This window comes from Methylocella tundrae (assembly GCF_901905185.1).
Lineage (GTDB): Bacteria > Pseudomonadota > Alphaproteobacteria > Rhizobiales > Beijerinckiaceae > Methylocapsa > Methylocapsa tundrae.
This window is the reverse complement of record NZ_CABFMQ020000024.1, coordinates 122,209-134,554: the sequence shown is the minus strand read 5'-3', so window position 1 is coordinate 134,554 and position 12,346 is coordinate 122,209. Positions and strand designations below refer to the sequence as shown.

The following is a 12,346-nucleotide window of genomic DNA, read 5'->3' as shown; positions in this document are numbered from 1 at the left end:
CGGTTGCAATCAATGTGGGTCCAGTTGCAATGATTGTGGTCCCGAGCGCCGAGGCTAGTTGCAATGATTGTGGGCCGGAACTTGCGATGATTGCGATCCCGGCCGCGGATGATTGCGGTCCATTACAGGTATGATCTCGCTGATCTTGCAATGAAGGTCGTCGGCGTCGGCAGCGTCGGAACTTATTGCGCCGTCGGCCTCTTCCTGACGGCCGACGGCGAGCCTTTATTCCTGCAGGTCAAGCAGGCGTTGCAATCGGTGCTTGAGAAAATCGTGGCGCCGCCGCCCGATCTTCCCGAGCAGGGCCAGCGCGTCGTCGAGGGCCAGTGCGCCTTGCAGGCGGCCAGCGATCTCTTCCTTGGCTGGACACGCGACGAAGCGAGCGGCCGGCAATTTTACGTGCGTCAGCTCAAGAACCGTCACCTTGGCTCGATCGGCGATGTGATCGAGGCGAGGGCGCTGGACGCTTACGCGAATCTTTGCGGCCGCACGCTGGCGCGAGCGCATGCCCGCACAGGCGATCCCGTCCTTATCGCCGGCTACATGGGGAAAGGCGAAATGATCGACGAGGCGCTGGCGTCCTTCGCCATGAGCTATGCCATACTGACGGATCGAGACCACGCCCGCCTCGTCCGCTCGATCGCCAAATCGACGGGTCTGCCACAGGAGCCTGCGAAGGCCGATGCCCTGATTGGATGAGGAGGCGCCTTTCAGCGGCAGGAGGCGAACTCCTTCTGCGCTCGACTGCCGGGGTCGGCATCCGTAACGTCGCCGAGCGACTGAAACGCTGCCGAACGAAGCGATTCGGCCCGGCAAACGCGCGCCGTTCACGAAGTTTTGCTAGATTTCCGCACGCGTTTCCGATCCATTACGTTAAATGGTCGATCCGCCGGGATAATGTTCTCATCCGCCGCCTGATCAGCTGCCTGATAGCCGTCCCGCGCGATCCTTTGGAGGAGAGAGTTTTTATGGGATTGATCCAGAATATACGGCGCCGCGCCTTCGTTCCTGCGCCCCGGGTTCGGTCGCTTTCGCTCAAAGCCTGTTCCGCTTTGGCTCTTGCGGGCGCACTCTCGCTTGGCGCTGGCGGCGGCATTCTGCCGGTTCTGGAGACGCCCTCAGCTTTCGCGAAGGGGCCGGATTCACTTGCCGACCTCGCCGCCAGCATCAGCGACACCGTCGTCAACATTTCCGCGACCCAGACGATGGACGAAAAACGCGCCGGCAATGCGCCACAGATGGAGCCCGGCACGCCCTTCGACGATCTCTTTGAAGAATTCTTCCGCCGCCGTCAGCAGGGCCAGCGCGGCCCTGACCAGCCGGCGCCCCGCACCCCGCATGAGCGGAGGTCGAACTCGCTCGGCTCAGGATTCGTCATTGACCCGTCGGGCCTTATCATCACCAATAATCACGTCATCGCCGACGCCAATGAAGTGACGGTGATTTTCACCGATGGACAAAAGCTGAAAGCGGAAGTCGTCGGCAAGGATGAGAAAGTCGATGTCGCCGTTCTTCGCGTGAAGCCCGACAAACCGCTAAAAGCGGCAAAATTCGGCGACAGCGACAAGATGCGCGTCGGCGACTGGGTGGTCGCCGTCGGCAATCCGTTCGGCCTTGGCGGAACCGTCACGGCTGGGATCATTTCGGCGCGCAACCGCAATATCGACTCCGGGCCTTACGATAATTATTTCCAGACCGACGCGGCCATCAACAAGGGCAATTCCGGCGGCCCGCTGTTCAACATGGACGGCGAGGTCATCGGCATCAATACGGCGATTCTCTCGCCGTCCGGCGGCTCGATCGGCATCGGCTTCTCGACGCCGGCTGCGACAGTGATGCCAGTCATCGACCAGCTTGAGAAATATGGCGAAACCCGGCGCGGCTGGCTCGGCGTGCGCATTCAAAACGTCGACGATACGATCGCGGAGACGCTGAATCTTGGCTCGGTTCGCGGCGCTCTCATTGCCGGCACGGATGAAAAGGGGCCAGCTAAAGCGGCCGGACTTGAGGCCGGCGACGTCATCTTGAAATTCGACGGGATCGATATCAAGGAGTCGCACGATCTGCCAAAGATCGTCGCTTCAGCCCCCGTCGGCAAGGACGTCGAAATTGTCCTGTTGCGGCAGGGAAAACAGATCACAAAGACGATCAAGCTCGGACGCCTTGAAGATAATGAAAAGCAACTGGCGTCATTGACCGTGCAAAAGAGCGACGCGGACAAACCGAAGACGACCAGCACGGTCGAAAAGGCGCTGGGCATGGAGTTTTCCAGCCTCAGCGACGGCGCGCGGGAGAAATATTCGATCAAGTCGAGCGTTGGTTCGGGCGTGGTTGTGACCAGCGTCGATCCTGACTCCGGGGCCGCCGACAAGCATATCCAAAGTGGCGAAGTGATTTTGGAGATCAATCAGGAGCCGGTCAAAGAGCCTGTGGACGTCGCGAAAAAACTCGCGGCGCTGAAGAACGACGGCAAGAAATCGGCGCTGCTTCTTGTCGCCAATGGACAGGGCGAAATGCGCTTTGTCGCGCTTCCTTTCCAATAGGGAACGAGTCGGGGGAAAGGCAAATTAAGACGGCGTCGGGCCCTTGCCCGCAGGGGACGACGCCGCTATAAGACCTCCACCAGAAGCGGCCAACCTCTCGTTGGCCTTACGTCGGAGTGTAGCGCAGCCTGGTAGCGCACCTCGTTCGGGACGAGGGGGTCGGAGGTTCGAATCCTCTCACTCCGACCAAATATGCTCTTCAGCATTTTCGCGGGCACGCGACGATTTACGTTGAGACCGTCTGATTCCAGCGGCTCGCAAACCGGCGTTATCGCAGCGTCTTATTTGCGCTCAAGGACGAGGCGTAAACGCGATAGCCTACTCCAAGCTCAATCGTTCCTTTCAAGCCCAAACGTAATCTCCGCCGCGAAGCTGCGCTGCGCCCCCAATGGAGGCCTTGGAAAAGGCGCCGCCCTAGAGACAAGGGCGAGGCTTTCGATGTCGAGATCCGTCTCGCCGCTTGATTGCAACAGCGAGACATTGGTGAGGTCCCCCGCGTCATTGAGCGTAAAAGACACGACGGCGCTGCCATGCGCGCCCCGCTCGCGCGCGCTCTGCGGATATTGCTTGGCGCGCTCCAGAAGACCGAAAACGATCTCTTTGTAACTCAGCAGCTCGTCGCCGCCTTCCGTTGGCAAGGGGACGGCGACCGCGCGGAAAATATCGGGTCCGTTGTCGAATGGCAGCTGCAGTCCTGCCTGCGTCCCAAAGCGGCTGCCAGAGGCGCCGGATTGATTGACCGCGCTCGTTGCCGGCGCTGGTTTGGCGGCTGCCGCCTTTGTCGCGCTTTTGCCGGAAGGCGTCTTCTGCCCCGTAGCCGTCGAGGAAGGAGATCGCCCTTTCGCCTGGGCTGACGCCTTTTTGTCGACGCGCTTCTGTTCAGCCGCCTTTTGCTCCGCAGCCTTCTCCTCGGCGGCCTTCTCCTCGGCAGCCTTCTGTTCGGCAGCCTTTTGCTCAGCAGCCTTCTCCTCGGCAGCCTTCTGTTCGGCAGCCTTTTGCTCAGCAGCCTTCTGTTCGGCAGCCTTCTGTTCGGCGGCCTTTTGCTCAGCAGCCTTCTGTTCGGCAGCCTTCTCCTCGGCGGCCTTCTGCTCGGCGGCCTTCTGTTCGGCGGCCTTCTCCTCGGCGGCCTTTTGCTCAACGGCCTTCTGCTCCGCAGCCTTCTGTTCGGCAGCCTTTTGCTCCGCAGCCTTCTCCTCGGCGGCCTTCTGCTCAACGGCCTTCTGCTCGGCGGCCTTTTGTTGCGCCACCTGCAAATCAGATGCTTTCGAATCGGCAGCCTTGGCCTCGGACGTGTTTTCCACCTTCGAGCCCAGGGCGTTTTCCGTTGCCTTGGACGGCTCCGGAGGTTTCTCAACGACAACCTCGACGGGCGTTTCCTTGACCTGCTGAGCCGCGGTCGATTTCGGGCTGAACCAGGCAAACAACAAGAACAGGCACATATGCGCCGCCAAAGACGCGGCGAGGAGCCATAGCAGGCCGCGCTCGAATGGGGTCGGGCCAAATCGCGGCTCAAAAATGCGTTCTTTTTCCTCGATGACCAGATTGGAGCGCGCTTCAGGATCATCCGCGCGGGGCAGATCGACGGGCGCCGCTGGCGGACTACAGTCGCCCAGCGCTGTTCTATCGGGAGCGCAAAGCTCGTAAGGACGCGAGCGGGCGCGCGCGGCCTCAAGGTTTTTCCAGTCCGCGTCCAGCGCCTCCGAGGCGGCAAAATCATCGCTGCGCGGACGGCCGACCCCTGCGTTGGCGGCGCGCGATTTTCGCTCTCGGTCGTCGGGGTCGAGAAGCTCGGGCGTCAACTCCATGCGTCAAAACTGCCCTTAAAAACTGAATTGTCATCCCTAGAGCATTTTTGGCGCCGCCGAAACGCCGCGCTCGCCAAATATGGAGACGGCCGGGCAAGGCAGCCAAAGGCGCCTTACGTCACGGCCCGTTGCAAGAACATTCACTGCGAAACAACTTCGCTCAAATCGATTCATTCAAGAAGCGAAAGCATCGCGTAATATGACTGAAAACCGGCAACAATGAGAAATTACGTCGAGGCGATGGTCTGGCTGGTCAGCTGTTGCTCCGGAACCGTCTCGACGATCGCCAGCGCGGCCCGGAAGGCCCCCTCGACGTCGAGCTTGGTGGTGTCGAGCATGACGGCGTCCGTTGCCGGCTTCAGGGGAGCCGTGGAGCGGCTGCTGTCGCGCTCGTCGCGCTTGCGAATGTCCTCCACTACGGCGGCGTAGTCGACTTTTTCGCCCCGCCCCCGCAACTCCAGCGCCCGCCGCGTCGCTCTCGCTTCGTCGCTTGCGGTGACGAAGATTTTACAGTCTGCTTCTGGACAGATCACGGTGCCTATGTCGCGGCCATCGAGCACAGCCCCGCCCGGGCGGCGCGCGAAGCTGCGCTGCATATCGATGAGCGCGGCCCTCACCTCGGGAATGGCGGCGACGACGGACGCCGCCTCGGCCATCTCGCGGCCGCGCAGCAGCGTTTCATCGAAATTAGTCAGGGCGAGGCTGCGCGCGGCCGAGACCGCAGCGGCGCGGTCGGCGAGGTCGTGGCCGTGTTCGATGAGCGCACGCGCGGTGGCGCGATAAAGAAGGCCCGTGTCGAGGTGAGGCAGCTTGAGATGCCCGGCGAGCCGGCGCGCCAGTGTGCCCTTGCCCGAGGCTGCCGGACCATCAATCGCGATGATCATGCGAATTGCGCTCCAAGACGCTCCATCTGAGGCCTGAAGGTTGGAAAACTCGTTGCAATCATGCTGGCGTCATCGATTTCAACCGGCCGGCGAGAGGCGAGCCCCAGGCAAAGAAAGCTCATGGCGATGCGATGGTCGAGATGCGTCGCGACAAGGCCGCCGCCCGGAACGTCGCCGCCGTGCCCTTCGACGATAAGATCATCGCCGATGATCCGGGGCTCGATCCCGGCTGCGCGGAGTCCAGCCGCGACCGCCTCCAGACGATCGGATTCCTTCACTCGCAATTCGTTGAGGCCGCGCATCCGCGTCTGGCCGTGGGCGAACGCTGCGGCGACGGCGAGGATCGGATATTCGTCGATCATGCTCGGCGCGCGGCCGGCAGGCACGTCAACGCCGCGGAGTTCGGCGGCCCTGACGCGCAGATCGGCCACTTCTTCGCCGCCCTCCTCGCGACGGTCATTGATTTCGACATCGGCGCCCATTTCGAGCAAAGTCGTCAGCAGCCCGGTGCGCAAAGGATTCATCATCATCGATTCGATAATGACGTCGGACCCAGGAACGATTGTGGCGGCGACCAGCACGAACGCAGCGGAAGATGGATCGCCCGGCACCGCGATCGGCGCGGGCCGCAGCTCCGGCCTGCCCTCAAGCGAAATTTTCCGGCCGTTTTCGCCAAAAGATTCAACTTCGATCCCAGCGCCAAAATATTTCAGCATCCTTTCGGTATGATCCCGGCTCGCCTCCGGCTCGATCACCACCGTGCGGCCAGGCGAATTCAGGCCGGCGAGCAAGACCGCAGATTTGATCTGGGCCGAGGCGACCGGCGTCCGGTATTCGATCGGGATCGGCTCGCTCGCCCCTTTCAGCTCGAGCGGGCACCGGCCTCCCTCGGCCTGCTTCAGAACCTCGGCCCCCATCAGAAGCAGCGGATCGAGGATGCGCCGCATCGGCCGCTTGCGCAGCGACGCATCGCCGTCGAATGAGGCGGTGATCCCGTGCCCGCCGACGACGCCCATCATAAGACGCATGCCCGTGCCCGAATTGCCGAAGTCGAGGGTTTTACGCGGGGCGAGGAGCGAGCCGACGCCGCAGCCGCGCACGCGCCAGCATCCCTCCCCCGTCCGCACGACGTCGGCGCCAAGCTCGCGGCAGACATCGGCGGTATGGAGAACGTCATCGCCTTCAAGCAGCCCCTCGATGGCGGTTTCGCCAATGCTGAGAAGACCGAGGATCAGCGCCCGGTGCGAAATCGATTTGTCGCCCGGCGGCTTGATCCGGCCACGCAACGGCCCGCCCCTACGCGCCGTCAGGCGTTGCGCCGAAACCTCCATCAAAACCTCTTGTGCTGGATCGTTGTACAAGGAAAAAAGCGTTCCAATCAATTTGCCATCGCGTTTTGGCTGGTAGCACGCTACGCCGCGCTTTGTCATCAAAGCCAAGCCCAAAGCTCAACTTCCATTTGACATGCGGGCGCTCGATCACTAACCGGACCAAAAGTTGCGACGGCGTCCTGTGCCCAACAGCTGCTGTCCCTTCAAGAGGTAGGTCCGTGGCAAAACCAGAACTTGGCAATAAACATCAATGTCAGAATTGTGGCACCAGATTTTTTGATCTTAACAAAAGTCCGATTACATGCCCAAAATGCGGCACGATTTTTCAGGCAGCGCCTTTGTCGCGCGCAGCCCATAGGGCCGCCGCGGCGGACGACGACGATCAAGAGCCCGGGGGCGCCGCCGAACTCGTCTCTCTCGAGGACGCCGACGCCGACGCCGAGAAGCTCGCCGTCGTCGTTGACGAGGATGTCGAAATCGAAGTCGCCGACGACACATTCCTCGAAGAGGAGGAAGAAGATGGCGATGACGTCGTTGATCTCATCGACGACGTCCACGAGGATGACGAAGAACCGTGATCTTTCGGCTTGTGCGGCGCCGGGGATGCGGCTATACAGCGGCCCTCCCCGCCAAATGTTCGAGGCGGCGGCGCGGTTTGAGGCCGCGCCGATGGTCCGGCCCAACCGGATCATGAGAAATTGAAAAGTGGGGCCATAGCTCAGTTGGGAGAGCGCTTCAATGGCATTGAAGAGGTCGTCGGTTCGATTCCGTCTGGCTCCACCATCCCCATGCGCGGAACGCGTTTAAGCGGAGTCGCATTCCGCTCTTTAGGCCTTTCTTTTAAGGCATGATGCCGATCGGCAAAACGGGCGCATTTACAGCCGCCTATGATTCGGCTCACAAAAGAATCAGCCCTGATCGGCGGCGTGAAGGCGCGCCATACACTGCTCGGCGCCCGTTCAATGCTTGGCGGTCAATCCGGACCGGCGGGCCAGAGCCAGGCCGCGCCGCGAACGCCGCTCGAATCGCCATGCGCGGCGCGCCGGACCGGCGTATCCACGCCGTCTGAGAATGCGTAGCGCGCGATCATAGCAGGCAAGCCCTCATAGAGCGCGGCGATGTTGGAAAGCCCGCCGCCGAGGACGACGACATCGGGATCGATCACGTTGACGACAGAGGCCAGCCCGCGCGCAAGACGGTCCCGATAAAGGGCGAGGCAGGATGCCGCCGCCGCGTCCTCGCCGCTGGCCGCTTCAGCGATCGCTCCCGGGCTGAGATCGCGGCCTGAATGGTTCAAAAATTCCCGCGTGAAGGCGGGGCCAGACAAAAATGTCTCGATACAGCCGGACTTGCCGCAATAACAGGCGGGTCCCGGCCGTTCGGTGTCGGTTGGCCACGGCAGCGGGTTATGGCCCCACTCGCCCGCGATGTGATGACGTCCGGAAACAAGCCGCCCATCGACGATAAGGCCGCCGCCAACGCCGGTTCCAAGTATGACGCCAAAGACTGTGCGGGCGCCGGCGCCCGCGCCGTCAGCGGCTTCCGACAGGGCAAAGCAATTGGCGTCGTTTTCGATCCGCGCCGGCCGTCCGAGGCAGTCCGCCAGGTCGCGGTCCAGCGGCCTGCCATTGAGGACCGTGCTGTTGGCGTTTTTGATGAGGCCCGTCCGCAGGGAAAGCGCGCCGGGCGTTGCGACGCCGACGCTTCCCCTCCGCCCTGTCTTTGCCTCAACGAGATCCACCAGCGCCCTGATGGCGGCGAGGGTCCCGTCATAGTCGCCGGCGGGTGTCGGCCTGCGATGGCGCAAAAGGACCGCGCCCGAAGCGTCGAGGGCGATGACTTCGATTTTTGTGCCGCCGAGATCAATCCCGATTCGCATGTTCCGCTCAAACGCTTCTTTGAACCTTAAAAGAAAGGCCGGCGTTTCGGCCGGCCTTTTTTCCAGGGTTGTCTCAAATGTCAGTGGCCGGTGCGATCGGCGCCGCGGCTCGCTTCGAAAAGGAACCAGGTGCGCCGTTCCGATTCGTCGAGATAAACTTCGAGAATGCTCGTCGTGGCGGAATCATTATGGCTTGAGGCAACTTCATGCGCTGCACGAAGCGATGCAGTAAAGGCTTTGTTATCGCTGACTAGCTCTTCAAGCATCTCGGCTGGCGACACAAACTCCGCGTCATTGTCCTTGATGCGGGAAAGTTTGGCTATATGGCCGATGGAGCGCAGCGTCGGCTGACCGAGCTTGCGCGAGCGCTCAGCCAACGGATCGATAGTCGCAAAAATCTGCGCGCTTTGTTCGTCAAGCAGCAGATGATAGTCGCGGAAATGGGGTCCGCTCATGTGCCAGTGGAAATTCTTTGTTTTTACGTAAAGCGCGAACGCGTCTGCGGCGAGCTTGTTGATTTCGGCGGCGATCGCCGCCGTGGCGTTCCCGCCCAAATCCGAAGGGGTGCCGAGGGCCGCGATCGTTGTGTCGTCGGCGCGCGCCGCCTTGCTTGAAGTAGCCATTCCAGGAGTCTCCAACTGCTTCCGAGTCGATCTCATAAGCCAACATAAACGCTGCCGGGCGCTCCCCGTTCCGCATCCTTCGAAGCGGAAGGCTACCGCCCGGCGGCGCCGAATGCCGGTGTTTACTTCGCTGGCGGCGCGAGGGCCGTCGCGGTCGCGTCGATGTGAGCGATCAGCGCCGGATCCAGCGCCAAAGCCTGAGCGAGGGATTGAAGGAACGCCTTTTCGGGAGCGCTGCGGGCGACGAGCTGGGCGGCGGCGTAGGTCTGAAGCGCCAGCTCCTTCGAGGACCCGACAGCGGCCGCGATATCGGCGGCGCTCGCCGGATGATGAATTTCATTTTCCAGAAACTGCACTGCCTCGGCGTCGAGACCCCCGCTTTTCAATTCTCCGACGATCTGCGCCCGCTGTCCGGCGTCGACATCGCCATCGGCGGCGGCCGTCGCGACCATCGTACGCACCAGAAGCAGTGCCGTGTCATGGGTGTGCGCCCCCGCGCCGAAAGCCGTTTCTTCCGGGGCCGCGGTCAATTGCTCGAGGCCGGGCACGCCCTGCGTAAGCGGCTTGCCCTCCTGATAATTGCGCAACGCCTTGTAGGCGATGCCGCCGATCGCGGCGAGCCCGCCAAGCTTGACAAGACCGCCCGTGGCCGCCCGGCCGCCTTGCGTGCCGAGCATGAGCGCCGCCAATCCGCCGAGGGTCGCCAGCGTGCCGACGGGATTTTGTTCGACAAGCGTTTTGGCTTTTCCGACATATTCGGCCGCCTGCGTGCCCTGAAGTTGGGCTTCAGCCTGGCCGAGAACGCTCGAAAGAGTTGAAGCCGTCTGGTTGGCCGCCTGTGTCGTTGCATCCCTGGCGACGGCGGCGGCGTCGCTTGCCGCGGACTTGCCGCGCTCGATCGCGTCATTGATGCTGGCCACGGCGGCGTCTCCGCCTTGGCCGAGCCGGCCGCCGGCGAGCATGTCCAAAAGCTGCTTTGCGTCAAACATGCCATTCCTCCACAATGTGGCGCAGTCATAACCGCTCGCTTGCCGCCGCGCTCGACGCGCCTCGAAAAAGCTTAATGGTCCGAAGCCTAACGCTCCCATGAGACAGCTGGACGACGTTGCCTGCGCCCGTCTTGCCGCCTCGGGGCGGCGGCGCCGGCCGTTTCCGTATCGGGAGCGTCTCATCAAGCGCGCGCCCGACGCGCGGTACATTAGCCCTACGGCGAGCCTCGTCAATTCCATTCCGCGCTAAGAAGCCGCAGCGGCGGCCACGCTGGAATTGTTCAGATTATGCTCAAACGGCGAGCCCTTGATTGAAGCCCGATAGTTGCGGAACAAACCGCGGCGCCAACGCGTTTTCTTCACCAGCCCGACGACCGGCGAACGCCGGAATCTGACATTGCTTCGAGGCGTCGCGAGACGTTGAAGGCGACGATGAAGCAGCGAAGGGAACGCCCATGACACATTTTCACGTCATCGCGGGGAGCGCCGAAACCCCCGTCTATCCGGTCGTCCGAAAGATTCGAATCGCCGATATTGGACATGCCTTGGCTGCGGGCTTCGATGACTTTCGCGCGATGCCGTCCCATCTCTTGTTTCTGGCGCTTATTTACCTCGTGATCGGCGTTCTGCTTTATCCCTCGACCTCGGGCGACAACGCACTTCCCCTGCTCTTCCCCATTCTTTCCGGCTACGCGCTGATCGGGCCCTTCGTCGCCATTGGACTTTATCAGGTAAGCCGCAATCGCGAACTGGGGCTTTCGCACGGATGGCGCGACGCCTTCGACGTGGTGCGTTCACCAGCCATGCCGTCGATCCTCGCAGTGGGCTTCGTCTTGATGGTGATTTTTCTTTTGTGGCTGACGACGGCGCAGGCGCTGTATCAGTCCTCATTCGGCGTCTGGGCGCCGCAATCCTACAGCCATTTTCTGCACGCGCTCGTTGCGACGCAAATGGGCCACAGACTTATCTTGCTCGGGGGCGGAATCGGCTTCATCTATGCCGTCGTCGCGTTCAGCATCGGCGTTATCTCTTTCCCGCTCATGCTGGACCAAGACGTCGGCGCCGCGGTTGCGATCTGGACCTCCGTGAAAGCCGTTCTGATCAATCCTTTGGTCATGGCGCTTTGGGGATTGATCGTCGCTGTCGCGCTTGCCCTTGGCGTTCTGATGCTTCTTGTCGGCCTCGCGATCGTGACGCCAATCCTCGGGCACGCCACCTGGCGCCTCTACCGCCGCGTCATCGCTCCGGCGTACGCCGACTCCAGCGCCGGGCTTCCTTAACTTCTGCGAGTGAGGTGGCTCCCGGAGATAGATGTTGTAATCTTGGACGCGCGATGTGCTAGGATTTCGCGGGCAAGCCGGCGCCGGCTTGCCGCCGCGTTGGCGCGTCAAAATTCCTCAGACAATTGGAGACGCGAAGATGCAGGGGCTGACCCCCGAGGGCCAACGGATCATCGACGACATCGCCAGCCGCGGCGGCTTCAGCAGCGAGGCGGTCATGAGCCTCTTTCACGCGCTGGCGCTCGGAAACGGCGCGCAGGCGCAGTTCAATCATCCGGAACTCGGCGGCATGGGACAATGGTCTCAGGGCGGCATGATCATGATCGGCGATATGTTTAATCAGGGCCTGAAACAGCGCGTCGCCGCGCTGTGCGATGAGCTCGCTGGCGTGCTGCATCGCCAGCATGTCTTCGTCCATCCGGAAAAGGATTCGGCCTCGAATTCTTCCAGCTCCTGGCAATCCCAAAATTACAATGTCTCCGGCGCCAGCGTCAGCCTGTTCGCACAAGGCTTCGGCAGAAACTGGTGGCCTGACGGGCTGGGCGCGGCCTCCTCATCGGGGAGCCAAAACAATTTGCAATACGCCTATTTTCCGAACGCTCATCGCTTGGCGATCAAGCAAGCCGATCGCATCACCATCTTTGATTCCGGGGATCACAACATCTCGGGCGTTTCGCAGCAGCAAGGCGGCGACCAGACGCTGACCTTCACCAGCCAGTATGGCGTCGTCCGTCTCAGCGATTTGCCGGTGGTTTCACCCGAGCAAAGCGCGAAACCTTCCGCGCCGCCGCGGCCAAGCGTTTCCTTCACGCCTGTCGACCCCCAGATCAATCAGGCGCCGCCTCCAGCGCCCGCGTCCGCCGACATATTTGCAACCATCGAACGCCTCGCGGATCTTCGCCAGAAGAACATCCTCAGCGAGGAGGAGTTCGCAGCCAAAAAGACTGAGCTGCTCGCCCGCCTCTGAGCCGATCGGGGAGCGCTTTGAGGAGGCGGATCGCGCGGCGCGTCC

General features: G+C 62.0%; 11 protein-coding genes and 2 tRNA genes. 7 read left to right on the top strand and 6 right to left on the bottom strand.

All coding sequences use genetic code 11. The annotated features are described in order from the left end of the window. Nucleotides 1–108 precede the first annotated feature (108 nt). From MPC4_RS04155 to MPC4_RS04145, 3 genes are all read left to right on the top strand, one after another. Nucleotides 109–699, top strand: coding sequence for a DUF2252 family protein (locus MPC4_RS04155; RefSeq protein WP_174511411.1), 591 nt, complete (start codon nucleotides 109–111; stop codon nucleotides 697–699). Between the two features lie 269 nt (nucleotides 700–968). Continuing rightward, the gene (locus tag MPC4_RS04150; protein WP_174511410.1) at nucleotides 969–2,543 is read left to right on the top strand and encodes a Do family serine endopeptidase; all 1,575 of its coding nucleotides are present in this window, start codon (nucleotides 969–971) and stop codon (nucleotides 2,541–2,543) included. 112 nt (nucleotides 2,544–2,655) lie between these two features. Then, a tRNA-Pro gene (locus MPC4_RS04145) sits at nucleotides 2,656–2,732 on the top strand. 140 nt (nucleotides 2,733–2,872) lie between these two features. Here the strand turns inward: MPC4_RS04145 and tolA are convergent. From tolA to aroA, 3 genes are all read right to left on the bottom strand, one after another. Continuing rightward, complete coding sequence (gene tolA, locus MPC4_RS04140) at nucleotides 2,873–4,348, bottom strand: cell envelope integrity protein TolA (protein WP_174511409.1); 1,476 nt, start codon at nucleotides 4,346–4,348, stop codon at nucleotides 2,873–2,875. A gap of 227 nt (nucleotides 4,349–4,575) precedes the next feature. Then, nucleotides 4,576–5,232, bottom strand: coding sequence for a (d)CMP kinase (gene cmk, locus MPC4_RS04135; RefSeq protein ID WP_174511408.1), 657 nt, complete (start codon nucleotides 5,230–5,232; stop codon nucleotides 4,576–4,578). Continuing rightward, entirely contained in the window at nucleotides 5,229–6,563 is a 1,335-nt protein-coding gene (gene aroA / locus MPC4_RS04130; protein ID WP_174511407.1) for a 3-phosphoshikimate 1-carboxyvinyltransferase, read from the bottom strand. Before aroA ends, cmk begins: the two co-directional genes overlap by 4 nt. 218 nt (nucleotides 6,564–6,781) lie before the next feature. Here aroA and MPC4_RS21685 point away from each other — a divergent pair, with 218 nt between their 5' ends. Further along, complete coding sequence (locus MPC4_RS21685) at nucleotides 6,782–7,141, top strand: TIGR02300 family protein (RefSeq protein ID WP_174511406.1); 360 nt, start codon at nucleotides 6,782–6,784, stop codon at nucleotides 7,139–7,141. 129 nt (nucleotides 7,142–7,270) lie between these two features. Then, a tRNA-Ala gene (locus MPC4_RS04120) sits at nucleotides 7,271–7,346 on the top strand. Nucleotides 7,347–7,536: 190 nt separating this feature from the next. On the opposite strand, the gene MPC4_RS04115 is transcribed toward MPC4_RS04120, so the two are convergent. The 3 genes from MPC4_RS04115 to MPC4_RS04105 all read right to left on the bottom strand — a co-directional run bounded on the left by MPC4_RS04115 (nucleotide 7,537) and on the right by MPC4_RS04105 (nucleotide 10,054). Beyond that, nucleotides 7,537–8,442 carry an ROK family protein gene (locus tag MPC4_RS04115; RefSeq protein ID WP_174511405.1) on the bottom strand — a complete coding sequence of 302 codons (906 nt, stop codon included), beginning with the start codon at nucleotides 8,440–8,442 and terminating at the stop codon, nucleotides 7,537–7,539. 80 nt (nucleotides 8,443–8,522) lie between these two features. Next, nucleotides 8,523–9,065 (bottom strand): Dps family protein, encoded by a 543-nt coding sequence (locus MPC4_RS04110; RefSeq protein WP_174511404.1) that lies wholly within the window; start codon nucleotides 9,063–9,065, stop codon nucleotides 8,523–8,525. Nucleotides 9,066–9,187: 122 nt separating this feature from the next. Next, nucleotides 9,188–10,054 carry a tellurite resistance TerB family protein gene (locus MPC4_RS04105; protein ID WP_174511403.1) on the bottom strand — a complete coding sequence of 289 codons (867 nt, stop codon included), beginning with the start codon at nucleotides 10,052–10,054 and terminating at the stop codon, nucleotides 9,188–9,190. A 455-nt stretch (nucleotides 10,055–10,509) separates the two neighbouring features. Here MPC4_RS04105 and MPC4_RS04100 point away from each other — a divergent pair, with 455 nt between their 5' ends. Both MPC4_RS04100 and MPC4_RS04095 read left to right on the top strand, forming a co-directional pair. Then, on the top strand, nucleotides 10,510–11,334 hold the full coding sequence (locus tag MPC4_RS04100; protein WP_174511402.1) for a DUF2189 domain-containing protein: 825 nt from the start codon (nucleotides 10,510–10,512) through the stop codon (nucleotides 11,332–11,334). A gap of 139 nt (nucleotides 11,335–11,473) precedes the next feature. Then, nucleotides 11,474–12,301, top strand: coding sequence for an SHOCT domain-containing protein (locus MPC4_RS04095; protein ID WP_174511401.1), 828 nt, complete (start codon nucleotides 11,474–11,476; stop codon nucleotides 12,299–12,301). Nucleotides 12,302–12,346 lie beyond the last annotated feature (45 nt).

Excerpts from the sequence above, each read along its gene's own strand:
- tolA (WP_174511409.1), bottom strand. The coding sequence starts at position 4,348 with ATGGAGTTGACGCCCGAGCTTCTCGACCCCGACGACCGAGAGCGAAAA.
- aroA (WP_174511407.1), bottom strand. The coding sequence starts at position 6,563 with ATGGAGGTTTCGGCGCAACGCCTGACGGCGCGTAGGGGCGGGCCGTTG.
- MPC4_RS04150 (WP_174511410.1), top strand. The coding sequence starts at position 969 with ATGGGATTGATCCAGAATATACGGCGCCGCGCCTTCGTTCCTGCGCCC.
- MPC4_RS04095 (WP_174511401.1), top strand. The coding sequence starts at position 11,474 with ATGCAGGGGCTGACCCCCGAGGGCCAACGGATCATCGACGACATCGCC.
- MPC4_RS04155 (WP_174511411.1), top strand. The coding sequence starts at position 109 with ATGATTGCGGTCCATTACAGGTATGATCTCGCTGATCTTGCAATGAAG.
- cmk (WP_174511408.1), bottom strand. The coding sequence starts at position 5,232 with ATGATCATCGCGATTGATGGTCCGGCAGCCTCGGGCAAGGGCACACTG.
- MPC4_RS04110 (WP_174511404.1), bottom strand. The coding sequence starts at position 9,065 with ATGGCTACTTCAAGCAAGGCGGCGCGCGCCGACGACACAACGATCGCG.
- MPC4_RS04115 (WP_174511405.1), bottom strand. The coding sequence starts at position 8,442 with ATGCGAATCGGGATTGATCTCGGCGGCACAAAAATCGAAGTCATCGCC.
- MPC4_RS04105 (WP_174511403.1), bottom strand. The coding sequence starts at position 10,054 with ATGTTTGACGCAAAGCAGCTTTTGGACATGCTCGCCGGCGGCCGGCTC.
- MPC4_RS04100 (WP_174511402.1), top strand. The coding sequence starts at position 10,510 with ATGACACATTTTCACGTCATCGCGGGGAGCGCCGAAACCCCCGTCTAT.